This is a genomic window from Thermanaerovibrio acidaminovorans DSM 6589, assembly GCF_000024905.1.
Taxonomy (GTDB): domain Bacteria; phylum Synergistota; class Synergistia; order Synergistales; family Synergistaceae; genus Thermanaerovibrio; species Thermanaerovibrio acidaminovorans.
This window is the reverse complement of the sequence record NC_013522.1, coordinates 96,098-114,191: the sequence shown is the minus strand read 5'-3', so window position 1 is coordinate 114,191 and position 18,094 is coordinate 96,098. Positions and strand designations below refer to the sequence as shown.

Genomic DNA, 18,094 nt, shown 5'->3' with positions numbered 1-18,094 from the left:
CTTACCCTATTTGCGCAGATTGAATGGCCAGCCCACCACGCCGCCCTCCAGGACCGCCACGTCCTGGAAGCCGTGCTTCCTCAGTATGGATACCGCGTCCCAGCCCCTTACTGACACCTTACAGTAGGCGATCACCTTGCGGCCCCGAGGCAACTCCTGGATCCGCTTGTCCAGCTGCCCCAAGGGGATGGCGAGGATCCCGTCGAAGGGCAGCTGACCCTGGGCCTCCACTTCGCCGGGGCCCCTCACGTCCAGGAGCACCGCCCCCTGCTCCACCAGTGCCGCCACCTCCGAGGGGCGCACGGTCTCCACCAGCCCGTCCAGCCTGTTGCGAAGGTGATTGGCCCCATGGGTCAGCACATCCAGGGCGGAGGAGAAGGGGGGAGCGTAGGCGTGGTCCATGTCCGCCAGCATGTCCACGGTCATGCCCCCGTAAACCGCACAGGCCAAGGTGTCAAGCCTCTTATCAACCTGGCCGGTTCCGATAAGCTGGGCCCCCAGGACCCGGCGGCTGTTCCGGTCTGCAAGAATCCTTAGCACCACCGGGGCGGATCCAGCCATGAAGTGGGGCCTGTCTGGGTCCGTGACGGTGACGCCAACCGGGTCAAACCCCGCCTCCCGGGCGGCCTGCTCCGAAAGGCCCGTGCGGCCCACCGTGTGGTTGAAGAAGCGCATTACCGCCGTGCCGATTACACCGTTGAAGCAGGTCCCCATCCCCACCAGGTTGTCCGCTATCACCCGACCATGCCGGTTGGCGGTGGAGCCCATGGGTTGCCTGACCGGCCGTCCCGTAACCGTATTGAAGGTCTCCACGCAGTCGCCGCCGGCGTACACATCCGGATCGCTGGTCATCATGTGGGAATCGACCTTGATGCCCCCGGTGGGACCAATCTCGAGGCCCGAGTCCGCCGCCAGCTGGGAGTTGGGACGCACCCCAACGCTAACCAGCGCCAGCTGGGCATCGAAGTCCCCCTTGTCGGTGATGACCCTCCGGAGGGAACCTCCCTCCCCCTCGAAGCCCATAACTCGGCAGCAGGGAACGAACTCCACCCCGTAGGACCGGATCGCCTTGGCCAGGGCGGCACCGAACTCCCCGTCCAACAAGGCCGCCAACGGCCGGTCCAGGAGCTCAACCACCGTCACCTTGATGCCCCGCTTGGCCATGGCCTCCGCCGCCTCAAGCCCAACCAGTCCGGCCCCCACCACCACCGCCCGACTGACATTCCCAGAGTCCAGGGCACAGCGGATCTCCAGCGCGTTACGGGGGGTCCACAGGGGGCTGACCCCCGCCAAGTCCACCCCGGGCAGATCCGGCACCACAGGAGATGCTCCGGTGGCCAGAACCAGCTTGTCGTAGGGGATCTCCTTCCTCTCCCCGGTGGATGAGTCCACCGCCCGGACCACCTTGGCGGCTCGATCCACCTCCAAGGCCAGGTGGTTGGTCAGCACCTGGATCCCCTTGACGTTCCTGAAGAAGTTGGCGTCCCTTATTACCCCCGCCGGGGTGGAGAGCAGTTCCTTGAAGTCCGGCACCGCCCCCTCCAGGAAGAAGGGCATGCCGCACGCGGCGTAGCTCAGCGTGTCGGATCGCTCAATGATGGTGACATCCCAATGGGGCTTGAGCCGCCTAAGCCTGGACGCCGCCTTGGCACCACAGGCCACCCCGCCTACCACCACAACCCGCTTGGAATCCGAACCGGCCACTAGGACCACCTCCGACCAGATATACCCATGGGGGTATTTATGCTGCGCTAAGGGTACACCAAGGGAGGGCAAATGTAAACGGGGACCTCAAGGGTCCCCGGCAAGCCACGGCGCAGTATTAGGTTCCGGAGGGAGCGGACCCTAGACCATCTTGTAGGCGGCGGACTTGGCGCCGCAGATGGGACACTGCTCCGGCGCGCTGGTCCCCTTGTGGACGTGGCCGCACACGGTGCAGACGAAGAACTCGTCCCCGTCATCGGTACCCAGCTTGTCCAGCACCTCCTGGAAGAGCCTGGCGTGAACCTTCTCCGCCTCGTTGGCGTAGGTGAAGGTGCGCACCGCCTCGTCCCGGCCCTCCGCCTTGGCCTCGTCGATGAAGGGGGGGTACATCTGGGTGAACTCGTAAGTCTCGCCGCTCACCGCGGACTTCAGGTTGGAGGCGGTGTCCCCTATGCCCCCCGCCGCCTTGAGATGCGCATGGGCGTGGATGGTCTCCGCCTCCGCCGCCGCCAGGAACATCTTGGCCGCCAGCCTATGCCCCTCCTTCTCCGCCACCTTGGCGAAGGCCAGGTACTTACGGTTGGCCTGGGACTCCCCCGCAAAGGCGCTCATGAGGTTCTCGTTGGTCTTCATGTCCGAATCCTCCTCCTCTTCATTCATGAGATGCCCGCCCGGAGGGCGAGGTATCTAAAACGATTTTTATTTACCCCAGGGGCCCAAACTTGTCAAGGGGGGTTGACCGATCCTCCCCCGGGGAGTATCCTTCCTCCATGATCGAGCATACCATGAACCGGAACGGCAACTTCAACCATAGCTCCCTCTTCTGGTGGTGGCGCCCCTGAGGTCGCGGACACCACTGGATCTTGGTGGGGCCGCGGCCTAGAGGACCGCGGCCCCCTTTTTATCCCGAAGAGGTCGGGGGGCCATCCTACACAGGGGTGGTCCCCCTTCATCTTTAGAAAACACCAAGGTGAGATCGAGAGGAGGAAGACGAGATGAGGAACCATGCGGAGACCGAGACCAGGCGAGGCTACTTCGGGGAGTACGGGGGGGCATTCGTGGACGGATCCATCGGATCCAGGCTGAAGGAGCTCGATCAGGCCTTTCTAGATGCCCTGGAAGATCCGTCGTTCCAGCAGGAGCTCACAGACCTGCTCCGGCGCTACGTTGGGAGGCCCTCGGCCCTTACGTTCTGCGCCAACCTGTCCAGCCGCCTGGGCAGGGGGGCCAGGCTGTACCTCAAGCGGGAGGACCTGAACCACACCGGAGCCCACAAGATAAACAATGCCCTGGGACAGGGTTTGCTCGCCCGTCGGATGGGGAAGAAGGAGATCATCGCCGAGACCGGGGCAGGTATGCACGGCACCGCCTGCGCCACCGTGGCAGCCCTCCTGGGGCTTGAGTGCACCGTCTTCATGGGCTCCCAGGACGTCCAGCGCCAGGCCGCAAACGTGGCCAGGATGAAGGCCCTGGGGGCCCGGGTGGTGAGCGTCTCCCAGGGGGACGGGACCCTCAAGGAGGCGGTGGACGCGGCCCTCCATGAGTACGCTTCCAACCCCCAGGCCTTCTACCTCCTGGGGTCCGTGGTGGGCCCCCATCCCTACCCCACCATGGTGCGCCACTTCCAGTCCGTGATAGGCCACGAGGCCCGGGAGCAGTTCCTGAAGGAGGAGGGGCGGCTCCCCCACTACGCGGTGGCCTGCGTGGGAGGGGGCAGCAACGCCATGGGGCTATTCAGCGCCTTCACGGACGACCTGGACGTTAAGCTCATCGCGGTGGAACCCGCCGGCAAAGGGCTCGATTCAGGGCTCCACGCCGCCTCCCTCATGAGGGGGGAACCGGCGATCATCCACGGCTTCAAGACCTACGTGATCACCGACCCAAACGGGAACCCAGGCCGGGTTCACAGCATATCCTCGGGCCTGGACTACCCGGGGGTTGGACCCGAGCTGGCGCACCTCAAGGACATGGGCCGCATATCCTGTGAAGGGGTCACCGACCAGGAGGCCCTAGATGGCTTCTTGGCCCTCTCAAGGCACGAAGGCATAATACCCGCCCTAGAAAGCGCCCATGCGGTGGCCTTCGCCATGAAACTGCTACCCACCCTCAGCGATGGCACCACCGTGCTGGTGAACCTCTCCGGCCGGGGGGACAAGGACCTCAACACGGTCATGAGGGAGCTGGAACTATAGACTCATAGCCTCAACGAACCTCCACCGAGGACGCCCCATAGGCGGCCAGTATCGCCCGGTACTGGCCGCTTCGCTTCAGCTCCTTGAGCCCCCGATTGAAGGCCCTTATTGTCTCCTCCCCGTCCGGCATGACCCGGGAGGCCATGAGGTGCACCGTGGTCTCCTTGAGGGGCCCCTCCACCACCTGCAGCTTGTCCAACAGCAGGGGCTCCTTCTTCTTAAGCTCCCAAAGGGCCACCAGCTGATCCTCGGGCACCAGGTCTATCCTCCGGGACGCCACCTTCCTGGCCAGGTCGATGAAACTAACCCCATCGTAGGGGATGTAGACCTTAATGAACTCCGGGTCGTAGGCGTAACCCCTCATCCTCCCAACCCGGAGACCCTTCAGGCTCTCTATCCCACGGTATTTGAAGCCGCTCCCCCGCCTGGCCAGGAACACCACCCGGCTCCTCAGGTACGGGTCGCTCACGAAGAAGGCAGAGGCCCTATCGGGGGTGTACCAGGCGTTCATGAGGATAACCTCCCCACGGGAGGCCATCTCCTGGGCCTTCAGCCAATCGATAATCTTGAACTCAACCCGGTACCCCTGGGTCCCGAGGGCCTCCCTCACCAGCTCCGCCGACAGGCCAAGCCTGTGATGGCCCGGATCCAGGTAGGGTCCCCATGGATCCCCCGCCACGGTCAAAACACGGCCAGCGAAAGCAGACCCGCCAGAGGTCAGCCACATAACCGCCATGATCAACAACGCGTATCGAACCTTAACCATCGGGCCCCACCCCCCTTGGTGAGTTATCTAAAATGATAACACCATCCCCGCCATCAGGCACTTGCACCCCGTGCCCCTGATTGGCATACTTATGTGGACACAATTTTTTAAGGAGGGGATAACGTTGAACGTAAAACCGCTTCTCTTGGCGGCGGCCCTGATGGCCTCCGCGGGACCCGCCTCCGGCGGGGACCTGCCCAGTCGGGACCAGGTCCCCCAGGAGCTCCGTTGGCGTCTGGAGGACATCTACCCCACGGACGCCAGCTGGGAGGAGGAGTTCCGGGCGGTTCAGGAGCAGCTGCCCCGGCTGGAGGCCTTCCGGGGCAAGCTATCGTCCCCGAAGGAGCTGGCCGCTTGCCTCAAGCTGAGGGACCAGCTCTCCATAGCGGTGGGAAAGCTCTACGCCTACGCGGTGATGAGGAGCCACGAGGACACCGCCAACCCCACCTACCAGGCCCTGTCGGACCGGGCCTCCTCCCTGGCCACTTTGCTCGGCGCCAAGACCAGCTTCATCGAGCCCGAGCTGGTCCAGTTGCCCCGGGAACTGCTGAGGTCCTTCCTGGACGAGCCCTCCCTTAAGGACCACCGGTTCTTCCTGTCGGAGGTGATCCGGAAGTCCCCCCACGTGCTCTCCCGGGAGGCGGAGGAGCTGGTGGCCTCCATGGGGGAGGTGCTGGAGGTCCCGGAGAGGTCCTTCGAGATGCTAACCAACGCGGACATGACCTTCGCCCCCATAAGGGACGAGAAGGGCAAGCGGGTGGAGATGTCCGAGGAGCGGTACTACCGGTTCCTCCGGAGCAAGGACCGGCGGGTCAGAAGGGAGGCCTATGAGAGCCTCTACGACGCCTACTCGGCCCACGAGAACACCCTTGGGGCCACCTTCGGAGGCATGCTCAAGGCAAGCTCGTTCCTGGCCAAGACCAGGAAATACCCGTCGGTGCTCGCCATGGAGCTCTTCGACGACGCGATCCCCGAGGAGGTGTACCGACAGCTGGTGGACACCGTGGAGTCCAACCTTAAGCCCCTGCACCGCTACATAGACCTCCGGGCCAAGGCCCTAAAGCTGGACCAGCTGGCCCCCTACGACCTGCACGTGCCCCTGGCGGAGGAGATCCACCGGGACATCCCCTGGGATAGGGCAAAGGAGATGGTGCTGGAGGCCCTCTCACCCCTGGGGGAGGACTACGTCCGCAAGGCCCGGGAGGGGCTCGCCAGCGGATGGGTGGACGTGGTGGAGAACCGGGGCAAGAGGGGGGGCGCCTACTCCTGGGGATCCTACGGGACCCACCCCTACATCCTGATGAACTACAACGGCACCATCTCCGACGTGTTCACCCTGGCCCACGAGCTGGGACACTCCATGCACACCCTGTACAGCCACAGCACCCAGCCCTACCCCACCAGCGACTACAGCATCTTCGTGGCGGAGGTGGCCTCCACGGTCAACGAGATGCTGCTGCTGGAACACCTGATAAGGAACGCCAAGGACCCGAAGGAGAAGCTGTACCTGATCAACTACCAGCTGGACCAGATAAGGTCCACCCTCTACCGGCAGACCATGTTCGCCTCCTTCGAGCGGGAGGTGCACCGGCGCCACCAGGAGGGGGAGCCCACCAGCCCCAGGGAGCTCAGGGACCTATGGGGGAAGCTGAACCGCCGGTACCACGGACCAAACTTCCAGGTGGACCAGCGGATAACCATGGAGTGGGCCCGGATACCCCACTTCTACTCCCCCTTCTACGTCTTCCAGTACGCCACCGGCATATCCGCCGCCATATCCCTCTCGGAGGCGATACTGAAGGACCCCTCCGCCCGGGACCGGTACCTGAACATGCTCTCCCGGGGGGGCTCCGCCCATCCCATAGAGCTCCTGAAGGACGCGGGGGTGGACATGACATCCCCAAGGCCGGTGCTGGACGCCATAGGCCTATTCGATAGGCGGCTTGGCGAGATGGAGACCCTGCTGGACCAGGCGGGGAGATAGACGGGGGCGAAACCGCAAGGGGGGCCTACCGGCCCCCCCTCTTCCTCAAGTACATGATCCCATCCGCCCTGGCGATGGCATCCATAATGTTTTCGTCGGGACTGAAGCAGGTGACCCCGTAGTCGAAGGATATCCCCCCAACGGAACACAGCTTCATCTCCTCCATGGAGGCCCTCACCCGGGACAACAGCCCCTCCAGCTCCCGCTCCCCCGCCCCGGGGGAGAAAACCACGAACTCGTCCCCCCCGTAACGGACCAGCACGTCGCAGGACCTGACCGAGGCGGAGAGCGCCCGGGCCACTTCCGCCAGCACCCGGTCCCCCACCTCGTGACCGTAGGTGTCGTTCACCGCCTTGAAGTTGGAGAGGTCCACCATGGCGATGCAGACCGCCTGGCCGGAACGGGCGGATCGCCTCAGCTCCTCCTCCAACCGAGCCTCCAGGTACTTGCGGTTCCACAGCCCCGTCAAGGGGTCCTTGAAGGACTGGAGCTCCAGGAGGTGCAGATGCTCCATCCCCTCCCAAAGGGCCCCCACGTGCCAGGCCAACGTCTCGAAGAACCAAATGTCCGCGGAGTCGAAGGCCTCCCGGTGGGACTCCACCGATATTACCCCCCTCATCCGGCCCATCACAAAGATAGGCACGTCCAGCTGCTGCGCAGGGCTCCTATCCGAAAAGGACAAGTATCCGTCCTCGGAGGAACAGCGATGGACCGTGAGTCGCTGGGTCTGGAGGATTTTGCTCACCAGCCCTCCCCCCGCCTCCTTCAGCCTAATGCTACAAGGGAGCATCTCTTCCCGGGTGATGACGCTAGAGCCCACTATTAGCAGCTCCGGATCCCCATCCTGGACCTGGTAGAACTCCACGAGATCGTAGCCCGCCTGGGCAGACAGGGAGGCCACCACCCGCTGGGCCAGGTCCTCCAGATCCACCGCCCCCTGAAGGTCCTGGACAACCCGGTGAAGCAGACGGGTCCTGTCCAGCTCACGCCTCAAACTGCATATCATCTCGTTCCGCTCTATCCGAAGCGCCAGAAAGGCCCCGAGCGCCTCCAGCAATTTCCCATCCCGTTCCAGATTGAGCGACCGGGGCTGTCTCTTGCCCACCCGGATCATCCCCCACATGTGGCCATCCAAACCCCACATAGGGACCCCCAGCTCGCTTCTTATATCCCCCTCGGTCCTGACCACCACCTGGTCGGTTAGGGAGTCCTCGCAGAGGTACGCCTGGCCGGTGCTCATCACCCGGCCAACCAGGCCAAGGCCCGCCTCGATAAGGTAGTTCACCTCCGCCGCCGAGACGGGGCTTCCCCGGTTGCATCGGAACTCCATGGGGCCCTCCCGGCTGGACCGGGACACCACGGAAGCCACCTGGTAGCCCATCTCCAGGAGCCCATCCACCACCAGCCGGAAGAGCCCCTCCACGGTGGGCTCCTCCGCCAGGCGGATGAATAGCCTGGCCAGGCTCTCCCCCATGGCCACCCTCAGGTTAAGCGCCCCCTCCCTCAACCGGGCCAGGGACGCCTCCCGCTGGATCTGCTCCTTCAGCCGCAGGGAGACCAGCGCCGCCGCCAGCAGCGATGCGGCAACCTCCACCAGCTGGGCCTCCTCGAAGCCCAGCTCGCACCCCGCCTCCCCCGCCACCAGGAGGACTCCAAGGACCTCCCCCGCCCAGGAAAGGGGAAGCGCCCAGCCGGTCCCCCCGCACCACTCACCGCACACCGCCCCCGAGGACTCGAAGGCCCGGCGGACCAGCGGGTGATCCACGAGGCCCCTAACGCCGGAGACGTCAACCCAGATGAAGGACCCGGGCACCCCGTTCCTCGGGAGGTACATCCCCACCGTCCAGCCCCGGAGGTGCCGGGACAACAGCTGCGCCCCCTTGGCGCAGGCGGCCGCCATGGACTGGGCCAGTTCCAGCTGCCGTTTCAGCTGGGTCACCAACGACAGGTCCAAACCATCACCCCCGCTCCACCGGGATCGACTGGGTGAGGCGGAACACCTCCGCCATCTCCAGGTGGACCGCATTGAAGGCCTCCACCACCCGGGGGTCGAACTGGGAGCCGGAGCCGCTCAGGATGTAGTCCACCACCTCCCGGTGTTCAATGGGCTCCTTGTAGGGGCGGCGGCTCCGAAGGGCGTCGTACACGTCCGCCACGGCGGTTATCCGGGCCGACAGGGGGATCCGTTCCCCTTCGAGCCCCTGGGGGTAGCCGGAGCCGTCCCAACGCTCGTGGTGGTTCAAAGCTATCTCCGCCCCCATGGCCAGGCTTCCCTTCCCCTTCAAGATCTGGTATCCCATGATGGTGTGACGCTTCATCAGCTCGAACTCGTGGGGGTCCAGCTTTCGAGGCGCCAGCAGGATGCTGTCCGGGATCCCCACCTTGCCTATGTCGTGGAACTGGGAAAAGATCTCCAGGTCCCGGCAGACCCGGTCCGAGAGCCCCATGGCCTCCCCCAGGATCCGGCAGTAGCTCCCTATTCGGATCAAGTGCTCCCCGGTCTCCTCGTCCCTCATCTCCCCTATGAGGACGATGGCCCGGTAGGCCTCCAGCAGCAACTGCTCCGCCCTCTCGCGCTGGGCGGTCAGATCCACCGGGATGCCCATTATGGCCTTGAGATCCCCATCCCTGCCTCTTATGGCGCTGACGATGAGCTGCACCCAAACCAGAGACCCGTCCTTCCGGCGGTTTATGACCTCCCCCTCCCAGCGGCCCACCGACGGGTCCAGGACCATATCCCACATCCCCTGGAACCTTCGTCGGTAATCCTCCTGGGATATGCCATGATCAAGGTAGACCTGAAGACCGGGGTTAAGGATCCGGGGGTTCTTCCCAAGCGCCTCCTGTTGTGTATATCCATACATCTCCTCGAAGGCCCGGTTCACGTAGGTTATGGCCCCAAGGGGTTTGTGATGCATACGCTCTGGGAGAACTGGTCCAACGCGGAGCGGAAGACGTCCGCCTCATCCCTGGCCTGTATCAGCTCCGTCACGTCGTGCCCCCAGAGGACCAGGGTCCTGGCCCCATCCCCGGAGCCCATGGATCTTATCCGGACCACCAGGTGGCGCACCCGGTCCCTTGTCGGGCAGGTGAGGTGGACCGTACCGTCCCCCTTGGAGATGGCCTCCCTGAGGGTGGCCGCCTGATGGGGGGACCCCATCTCCCAGGCGTAGCGCCCCACCGGGGAGCCCCTGAAGAGGTCCCCCGCCGCCCCGTTGGCCCTCAACACCCGGCCATCCCCGTCCAGGACCAGCATGAGGGTCCCCGGGTCCTGCTCCACCAGCCCCGTGAGCCGCCGCTGAAAGGCAAGGTCCCTCATGGCCCTCCGGAAGGCCCTGTCCCTCACGTTGAGCCGCACCACCGCCCCCAGGATCCCGTCCTCCCCGGGGATGATCCGGCACTCCAGTCGCCCGTCGCGGGAGCTTACGCCGAAGGCGGGGCAGGAAGCGGACCTCACGGCGCACATGGCCAGGCTACAGAGGTCCTCCCCGAAGAGTTCCTCACATCTCATGCCCCGGGCCCTTAAGGGGTCCACCTTCAGGTAGGCCCCCATGGGATCGGACACGAAGACCACCGAACCGTCCCGGCGGATCACCGCCACCGGCTCCCCCGACGCGGACAGGGCCCTCATTAGAAGCTCCTCCATGGGTCCCACCTCCCAAACGCAAGGTTACCTGGGGCCTATTGTAGACCAACTTAACCACTCCCGGGAGGGGGGAGGGTTGTTACGAAACCTTAAGGTTCCGGTAAGACAGCCCCAACGTGGGGCGGGTATCCTTGGATCGCCAAGCTAGGTAAGATCAAGAGGAGGATGATCAAGGTGAGGTCGATTTTGAGGGTGCTGTGTGCCGCACTACTTGTGGGGGTCCTTGGCGGAGCCGCCATGGCGGGGGAGATCGTCATGAACGGTTCCACCACCTTGCTTCCCTTTGCCCAGTCTGCGGCGGAGGCGTTCATGAAGGCCAACCCGGGAGTGAAGATATCGGTCTCCGGCGGGGGAAGCGGCAACGGGATAAAGGCGCTGATCGACGGGACCACCCACATAGCCAACTCCTCCCGGGAGATGAAGTCGGAGGAGATAGAGAAGGCCAAGACCAAGGGGGTCACGCCGGTGAAGCATGTGGTGGCCTTCGACTGCATAATCCCCATAGTGCATCCATCCAACCCGGTGTCCAACTTGACGGTGGACCAGCTGAAGAACATCTACACCGGCAAGGTGAGGAACTGGAAGGAGGTTGGCGGCCCGGACAAGCCCATCGTGGTGCTCAGCCGGGACACCAGCTCGGGAACCTACGAGGTTTGGGAGCAGAAGGTGCTTAGGAAGGAGCCGGTGAGCCCCCGGGCCCTGACGGTGGCCTCCTCGGGGGCCATGATCCAGACGGTGGCCAAGAACCCCCTGGCCATAGGCTACGACGGGATCGGCTACGTGGATCAGCGGTTCGTGAAGCCCCTCAAGATAAATGGGGTTGACGGAACACCCACCACTGCACGAAACGGCAAGTTCCCCACCGCCCGGGAGCTCTACATGTACACCAACGGGGAGCCCAAGGGGGAGGTCAAGGCCTTCATAGACTTCATGAAGGGGCCCAACGGCCAGCGCTACGTGGCCAAGGAGGGCTTCGTGACCCTGAAGCCCTAAGGGAGGAACGCCTCGATGGAATCGAGAGGTGAGGTATCTAGCTTATCTGTAGGGGGGCCCAACGGGGCCCCCTTTTCTGAGGGGGTTACGGTCGTGGACGCCATGCGAGGAGACCGGCTCCCCCGGACATTGGTAGCCGGGGTGGCCTTCACGGGGATAATAGTTGTCGGAGCCATACTGGTGTTCCTCGTCAAGGAGAGCCTACCGGTGCTTCGGGATGCCTCCCTGATGGAGATGCTTACTGGACCGTATTGGTATCCCAGCCAAGAGGAGCCCAAGTTCGGCATGCTTCCCCTGTGGGTGGGCTCCCTGGCGGTGACGGGCCTTTCGGCCCTTATGTCGTTGCCTTTCAGCGTGGGACTTGGGATCTTTCTATCGGAGGTTTGTCCCCGGGGCCTCCGGGAAATCATAAAGCCCGCGGTGGAGGTGATGGGGTTCCTTCCGTCGGTGGTTCTTGGGTTCATCGGGATGGTGGTGATAGCCCCGCACCTGCAGGAGAGGTTCGGGGTGCTGACGGGGCTCAACATGCTCAACGCCTCGTTCCTTTTGGGGATCCTGATGCTCCCCACGGTGGCTTCTCTGGCGGAGGACTCCCTATCATCGGTGCCCAAGGAGGTTCGGGACGGCTCCTACGCCCTGGGTGCCACCCGACTGGAGACCACATTTCGGGTGGTGGTCCCATACGCGGCCAGGGGTATAGGGAGCGCCTGCATCCTCGGGGTTATGCGGGCCCTGGGGGAGACCATGGTGGTTCTCATGGCCGCTGGGGGGGCCGCCATCGTGCCCGAGTCACTGGTCGACCCGGTGAGGCCCCTCACTTCCGCCATCGCGGCGGAGATGGGGGAGACTCCGGTGGGGTCCTCCCACTATCACGCCCTGTTCTTCATGGGGCTGATGCTGCTACTGGCCACAATGGGGCTCAACCTGGCGGTTATGGCCCTGGAGAGGAGGAGGCGAGCGTGAAGATCCGGCTAGTCAAGGACCGGCTGGCCAGTTGGTGCCTTTGGGCTCTAGCCCTTCTGACCCTGGGGGCGCTGCTGGCCATATTGGGCTTCCTGTGGGTGAACGGGAGCTCCGCCATCACATGGGATTTCCTCACCCAGATGCCCCGATCCGGCATGACCCAGGGAGGCATAGCCACTCCACTGGTTGGTACGATCCAACTCATGTTGCTGTCCATGGCCTTCGCCCTCCCCATAGGTGTAGCCACCGCGGTGTACCTAACCGAGTACGCCCCCAAGGGGCCGGTGGCCTCCGCGGTGAGGCTTGCCATCAGGAGCCTGGCGGGGGTGCCGTCGGTGGTATTCGGCCTCTTCGGCCTGTCGTTCTTCTGCATCTTCCTGGGGCTGGGGGCCAGCATGCTGAGCGCCTCCCTAACGCTGGCTTGCCTGGTTCTGCCGGTGGTTGTAACCGCCGCGGAGACCGCCCTCCTGAACGTCCCCAAGGACCTCAGGGACGCTTCTTTTGCCATGGGAGCCACCCGATGGCAGACTATAAGGAAGGTGGTGCTCCCCACCGCCATGCCCTCCATAATGACCGGGGCCATCCTGGGGCTAGGCAGGGTGGCGGGGGAGACGGCGCCCATAATGTTCACCGGAGCGGTTTTCTTCACTCCCAACTTTGCCAAGAGCCCCTTCGAATCCGTCATGGCCCTACCTTACCACATATACGTGCTGGCCACCGCTGGAACCAACATTGACGCCACCAGGCCCATACAGTACGGCACATCGTTGGTCCTGGTGGGAACCGTGTTCCTGCTGTCTCTGACGGGGATAGCCTGGCGGTCCCGGCTCAGACGCTCCGGCAGGGCTTGATAGAACATACACAATAGAACATACACATAGGGAGAGATGTGTCAGATGGAGGAATCCAAGGTGGTCTCCAAGGGACTGACCCTGTACTACGGGTCGGTTCCGGCGGTGAGGAACGTGAACCTATCGGTGCCCGAGAGGTCCGTGATGGCCCTGATAGGCCCATCCGGGTGCGGGAAGAGCACGTTCCTGCGATGCATAAATCGGATGAACGACTTCATAGAGGAGGTGAGGGTGGAGGGGCAGGTGCTCATCGACGGGCAGGACGTCTACGGCCCCCAGACGGACGTGATCTCCCTCCGCCGGCGGGTGGGGATGGTGTTCCAGCGACCCAACCCGTTCCCCTTCTCCATATGGGAGAACGTGGCCTACGGCCCAAGGCTCCACGGCGTGAAGGACCGACGGGTGCTGGACGAGATCGTCGAGCGGAGCTTGCGGGGTGCGGCCCTGTGGGACGAGGTGAAGGACAAGCTGGAGTCGTCCGCCATGAACCTGTCGGGGGGACAGCAACAGCGGCTCTGTATCGCTCGGGCCATAGCTGTCGAACCAGAGGTACTGCTGATGGATGAACCCACTTCTGCCTTGGATCCCATGGGAACCGCCAAGGTGGAGGAGCTGGTTAGGGAGCTCAAGAAGAGTTACACTGTGATAATAGTGACCCACAACATGCAGCAGGCCGCCAGGGTGTCTGATAGGACTGCTTTCTTCCTCATGGGTGAGCTGGTGGAAGAGGGACCCACCAGGGAGATCTTCACATCCCCCAGGGACCCTAGGACCGAGGCCTACATAACCGGCCGATTTGGATGATGGGGGTTGGTCTTCAATGGAGCCTTTGAACATAAGAAAGCACATGGACCAGGACCTGGGGGAGATAAGGTCCGGGATGATGCGGCTAGGGGCCATGGCGGAGGCGTCCATCCGGGGCGGGGTGGCCGCACTGGTTAAACGGGATCGGAGTGAGGCCCGGCGGGTAATTGAGTCCGATGACGAGGCAGATCAGCTGGCCGGGTGGCTGGACATGAGTTGTCTGGAGTTCATGGCCCGGTACCAGCCACTGGGGGCGGACCTTCGGGCCATCTCCTGTGCCATCCACATGGCGGTGGACCTGGAGAGGATCGCGGACCTGGGTGTAAGCGTGGCCAAGCGGGCCCTTCGGCTGATGGACCAGGAGCCCATAAAGCCCCTGATGGACATCCCCCTCATGGGGGATAGGGTGTGCGCCATGCTAGACCTGGCGGTGAAGGCCTACCTCAACGGGGACGAGGACCTGGCCAGGGAGCTGTGCGCCATGGACGACCAGGTGGACGACCTGCAGGACCGGGTGGAGCGGGAGCTGCTGATGATAATGATCGACCGGCCCGCCACCATCGCCCAGGCCTCGGCCCTGGGGGAGGTGGCCCGGGTTCTGGAGCGGGCGGGGGACCACGCCACCAACCTGGGGGAGCACATCATGTTCATGATCACCGGCCGGCGGGTCAAGGCCTCCCAGTTTCGTCGCCCCCTGGGTGATAGGTCATGAGATGGAGGATACTAGTGGTGGAAGACGAGGAGGGCATAAGGGAGATCCTCTCCGAGGCGTTTCGCCGCCAGGGGTACACGGTCATGTGTGCCGCGGACGGAGACCAAGCGGTGGACCTGGCGCTTACCGCCGTGCCGGACTTGATAATTCTGGATCTGATGCTGCCCAAGATGGACGGATGGGAAGTCTGCCGTAGGATCCGGGAGGAGCAGGAGCTTAGGCACGTGCCGGTGATAATGCTTACCGCCCGGCGGGACGAGCGGGATGCGGTGGCGGGGCTGGAGGCGGGGGCGGACGACTACGTCCGGAAGCCCTTCTCCATCCCGGAGCTGATGGCCCGGGTGAGGGCCCACCTGAGGCGCTCCGACTCCCCCCAGGGGGGTGAGGTCCAGATATCCATGGGGAACCTGACGTTGGAGCCCCAGGGGGACGTGCTGGTGGACGGGCGACCCCTGGACCTCTCCCCCACGGAGCACCGGCTCCTGGAGGTGCTCATGTCCGGCCGGGGGAGGCTGGTGAGCAAGGAGGAGATCCTGGGCAAGATCTGGGGGCACGTGGGGAGCGACAGCAGGACCGTGGACGTAAACGTGTTCCGCCTGAGGCGAAAGCTTGAGGAGGCAGGTGCCCGGGTTACCATAAAGACCGTCCGGGGCAGGGGCTACCGGGTCATGGAGGTGTCCTAGGTGCTCAGGTCCATAAGGGGCCAGGTGACCCTGCTCCTGGCGCTCCCCCTGGTGACCCTGGTTGCCCTATGGTGGATCTTCGCCCTGAAGGACACCCGGGGCCACCTGGAGGATGAGACCCGGTCCAACCTGTCGGCCCTGAGCGCATCCGCCGGAGCGCTGGTCAGGCTGAGCGGCACCGAACCAGAGAGTCTGGATCGGGTCCTGGGACATTGGGCCTCCGACACGGGGGTAAGGTGCACCGTGATAGACCGGGATGGACGGGTCCTGTGGGATAGCCAGGTGCCCCTCGAGGGGCTTCCGTCCCTGGAGAACCACCTGACCAGGCCGGAGGTTCGTAGGGCCTTCGAGGCCGGGGAGGGCTACTCGGTTAGGCGAAGCGACACCACCGGGGTTGAGTACCTCTACGAGGCCCGGCGGGTGGAGCTGCCCGGGGGGCCAACGGTGGTCAGGGTGTCGCTGGAGAGGAACCGGTTCGAGGGGGTCCTGTCCTCCCTCAGGATGAGGCTCTTGACCACCCTGGGGGCGGCGCTGCTCCTGGCTCTAGGGGTCGGGACCTGGTGGATGCGGCGGATCACGGGCCCGATCCTGGAGCTGGCTAGGACCGCGGACCGGGCAGAGGCGGGGGAGGATATCCCCCTGCCCCCCGGGGGGCCCAACGAGGTGAGGCTCCTGGGGCTAAGCATCCGCCGGATGGCCCGGCGGCTCAACCGGGCCATGGAGGACCTGGAGGAGGAGCGACGGACCCTGAAGGGGCTGGTGGAAACCATGCCGGTGGGGGTCCTCATGGTGGACCGGCAGAGGCGGGTCCTGTTCTTCAACGACCCGATGTCGGACCTAATGAGATCCGACAGCCCTCCTGGAACGCCGGTGGAGGGGGCGGTGAGGCATCCCAAGCTGATGGATGCGGTGGACCAGCTCCTTAAGGGGGGCCAGGTGGAGGCCACCCTGACCCAGAGCGACGCCTGGTCGGAGCGGCACTACCTTATGAGGGGGGTAGGCGTCCAGGGTTCCGCGGTGGTAACCGTCCAGGACATAACCCAGCGGGTCCGGGGGGAGGAGGCCCTAAGGCGCTTCGTATCCGACGTGGGGCACGAGTTCCAGACCCCCCTGACGGTGATCCGGGGGGCCGCAGAGCTCCTCCGGGACTACGCCCTGGGGGACAACCTGATGCTCATCGACCGGATCCTGGAGCAGCAGAGGCGTCTCACCGACATGGTGGACCGGCTGCTGTTGCTAACCCGCTTCGAGGGGGGAGACCTGGGGGACCCCAGGGAGTTGGACCTGGCGGACCTGGTCCGGAGGGCGGCGGGGGACGCCTCCTGGCTCGCCCGGGACGGGGAGGTTCAGGTGGAGCTGTCGCTGCCCCATGAGGCCCCGGTCAGGGCGTCGGCGGAGATGGAGGCGGCGGTGAGGAACCTCATAGAGAACGCGGTGAAGTACGTGCGGTCCAAGTTCGACCGTAGCCCCGGGGGGCTCGTGAAGGTGACGTTGGAGGACCAGGGGGATAGGTACTCCCTGTGGGTGGAGGACAACGGCCCCGGGGTGCCCCCTGGGATGGAGGAGCAGATCTTCCAGCGGTTCCGCCGGGGGGACCAACACCGGTCCAGGTCCAGTGAGCCCGTGGGGGGATACGGGCTGGGGCTCTCCATCGCCCGGGGGATCGCCCGGGCCCACGGGGGGGACGTGAGGCTGGAGTGGAGCCAGCCGGGGGTTGGCTCCCGGTTCCTCCTGTGGGTTTCCAAGGGGCTAGATAAAAAATAGCTTAAAATAAGCTACCGAATTTGGCGTACAAATAGATGCCATTGTCGACAAAAGGACTACCCCAAATCGACAATGGCGTTTGTTTTTGGTTAAACCAGTCAGGACCTTTTAATTTTATAGCGCAAAACTTGCCCCATCGGGGTCTTTGGTTATAATACCCACATCTTCGGGGGAGGTGGCAAATGGACTCAATATACGAAAACATAAAACCATTTTAAAGGAGGCATCCCTGATGAAACTAGGACGAACTTGGGCCGCGGGGCTCATTTGCATGGCCCTCCTGGCGGCGGTGATCGCCTTAGCTCCACCGGGGTTCGCGGAGGACTCAGAGGAAGGGTCCTTCCGAATAGACGAGGTCAACCCCACCACACAACCATCGGCTTCGAAACCGGCGGACAGCGCCGGACCCGGCGAGGAACCGAAGCTGGTGGCCATAGAGGCAAGGGACGCGGAATACCACCAATCCATCAAGGACGCCCTCAGATCCATGGGGCTCTCACCCAAAGACCTGACCGCCTGGCTACTAAGACACCCGGAATCCATACTTCACAAGCTTGGCTCCTTCTCCGCCGACGACCAGCGCAAGGTGGCCACGGTGACCCGTTACATCCGGGGCACCAACCCGAGCGTGGCCCCCATGACGGCCCTCAGGACCGCCGGGGCCCTGGTGTACTACAGCGCCAAGTACGGCATACCGGTGCACCTGTCCACCGCGGTGGCCCACACGGAGAGCCGGTTCGACCCCAAGGCGGTGAGCAACAAGGGGGCCATGGGGATCATGCAGGTCATGTGGCGGGTCCACAATGGGCTCCTGCAGGCCAACGGCATCGCCACCAAGGACGACATGTTCAACCCCGAGAAGGGGGTGGCGGCGGGGTGCCTGCTCCTGTCCCGATACATCAACGCCTACGGGTCCATACCCAAGGCCCTGGCCCGGTACTACGGGGGCTCCTCCACCGCCTACTTCCGGAAGGTAAACACCAAGATGGCCAACATCCGGTCCTCCATCTATCCCCAGTAGGGACGTCACCC

At 64.2% G+C, this 18,094-nt stretch carries 16 protein-coding genes; 10 read left to right on the top strand and 6 right to left on the bottom strand.

Annotated features, from left to right (window positions below; translation table 11 throughout):
* Positions 1-6: 6 nt before the first annotated feature.
* Together TACI_RS00515 and TACI_RS00510 are read right to left on the bottom strand one after the other, a co-directional pair.
* Positions 7-1,704: an FAD-dependent oxidoreductase gene (locus TACI_RS00515; protein WP_012868859.1), complete on the bottom strand. Its 1,698-nt coding sequence runs from the start codon at positions 1,702-1,704 to the stop codon at positions 7-9.
* Between the two features lie 141 nt (positions 1,705-1,845).
* Positions 1,846-2,337, bottom strand: coding sequence for a rubrerythrin family protein (locus tag TACI_RS00510; protein WP_164925069.1), 492 nt, complete (start codon positions 2,335-2,337; stop codon positions 1,846-1,848).
* 362 nt (positions 2,338-2,699) lie between these two features.
* Between TACI_RS00510 and trpB the strand changes: the two genes are divergently transcribed.
* On the top strand, positions 2,700-3,896 hold the full coding sequence (trpB, locus tag TACI_RS00505) for a tryptophan synthase subunit beta (protein WP_012868857.1): 1,197 nt from the start codon (positions 2,700-2,702) through the stop codon (positions 3,894-3,896).
* Between the two features lie 10 nt (positions 3,897-3,906).
* Here trpB and TACI_RS00500 read toward each other — a convergent pair whose 3' ends face one another.
* Positions 3,907-4,662: a substrate-binding periplasmic protein gene (locus TACI_RS00500; RefSeq protein ID WP_012868856.1), complete on the bottom strand. Its 756-nt coding sequence runs from the start codon at positions 4,660-4,662 to the stop codon at positions 3,907-3,909.
* Positions 4,663-4,786: 124 nt separating this feature from the next.
* Between TACI_RS00500 and pepF the strand changes: the two genes are divergently transcribed.
* Complete coding sequence (gene pepF, locus TACI_RS00495) at positions 4,787-6,646, top strand: oligoendopeptidase F (RefSeq protein ID WP_012868855.1); 1,860 nt, start codon at positions 4,787-4,789, stop codon at positions 6,644-6,646.
* Positions 6,647-6,671: 25 nt separating this feature from the next.
* Here the strand turns inward: pepF and TACI_RS00490 are convergent, their stop codons facing one another.
* From TACI_RS00490 to TACI_RS00480, 3 genes are read right to left on the bottom strand one after another with little or no spacing between them, the layout of a single operon-like run.
* Positions 6,672-8,600 carry a sensor domain-containing diguanylate cyclase gene (locus TACI_RS00490; RefSeq protein WP_012868854.1) on the bottom strand — a complete coding sequence of 643 codons (1,929 nt, stop codon included), beginning with the start codon at positions 8,598-8,600 and terminating at the stop codon, positions 6,672-6,674.
* A gap of 4 nt (positions 8,601-8,604) precedes the next feature.
* Entirely contained in the window at positions 8,605-9,564 is a 960-nt protein-coding gene (locus TACI_RS00485; RefSeq protein ID WP_012868853.1) for an HD domain-containing phosphohydrolase, read from the bottom strand.
* Positions 9,537-10,292, bottom strand: a complete 756-nt coding sequence (locus tag TACI_RS00480) for a PAS domain-containing protein (RefSeq protein WP_012868852.1) — start codon at positions 10,290-10,292, stop codon at positions 9,537-9,539. Before TACI_RS00480 ends, TACI_RS00485 begins: the two co-directional genes overlap by 28 nt.
* Positions 10,293-10,457: 165 nt before the next feature.
* Between TACI_RS00480 and TACI_RS00475 the strand changes: the two genes are divergently transcribed.
* The 8 genes from TACI_RS00475 (at position 10,458) to TACI_RS00440 (ending at position 18,083) form a co-directional block, all read left to right on the top strand.
* Positions 10,458-11,285, top strand: a complete 828-nt coding sequence (locus TACI_RS00475; RefSeq protein ID WP_164925068.1) for a phosphate ABC transporter substrate-binding protein — start codon at positions 10,458-10,460, stop codon at positions 11,283-11,285.
* 102 nt (positions 11,286-11,387) lie between these two features.
* Positions 11,388-12,248, top strand: a complete 861-nt coding sequence (gene pstC / locus TACI_RS00470) for a phosphate ABC transporter permease subunit PstC (protein WP_164925270.1) — start codon at positions 11,388-11,390, stop codon at positions 12,246-12,248.
* Entirely contained in the window at positions 12,245-13,099 is an 855-nt protein-coding gene (gene pstA / locus TACI_RS00465; protein ID WP_012868849.1) for a phosphate ABC transporter permease PstA, read from the top strand. Before pstC ends, pstA begins: the two co-directional genes overlap by 4 nt.
* 36 nt (positions 13,100-13,135) lie before the next feature.
* Entirely contained in the window at positions 13,136-13,903 is a 768-nt protein-coding gene (gene pstB, locus TACI_RS00460) for a phosphate ABC transporter ATP-binding protein PstB (protein ID WP_012868848.1), read from the top strand.
* Between the two features lie 16 nt (positions 13,904-13,919).
* Entirely contained in the window at positions 13,920-14,615 is a 696-nt protein-coding gene (gene phoU, locus TACI_RS00455; protein ID WP_012868847.1) for a phosphate signaling complex protein PhoU, read from the top strand.
* Positions 14,616-14,632: 17 nt separating this feature from the next.
* Positions 14,633-15,298: a response regulator transcription factor gene (locus tag TACI_RS00450; protein WP_242601116.1), complete on the top strand. Its 666-nt coding sequence runs from the start codon at positions 14,633-14,635 to the stop codon at positions 15,296-15,298.
* Positions 15,299-17,062 (top strand): sensor histidine kinase, encoded by a 1,764-nt coding sequence (locus TACI_RS09365; RefSeq protein ID WP_012868845.1) that lies wholly within the window; start codon positions 15,299-15,301, stop codon positions 17,060-17,062.
* Positions 17,063-17,294: 232 nt separating this feature from the next.
* Positions 17,295-18,083, top strand: coding sequence for a lytic transglycosylase domain-containing protein (locus tag TACI_RS00440; protein WP_012868844.1), 789 nt, complete (start codon positions 17,295-17,297; stop codon positions 18,081-18,083).
* The last annotated feature ends 11 nt before the right edge of the window (positions 18,084-18,094 follow it).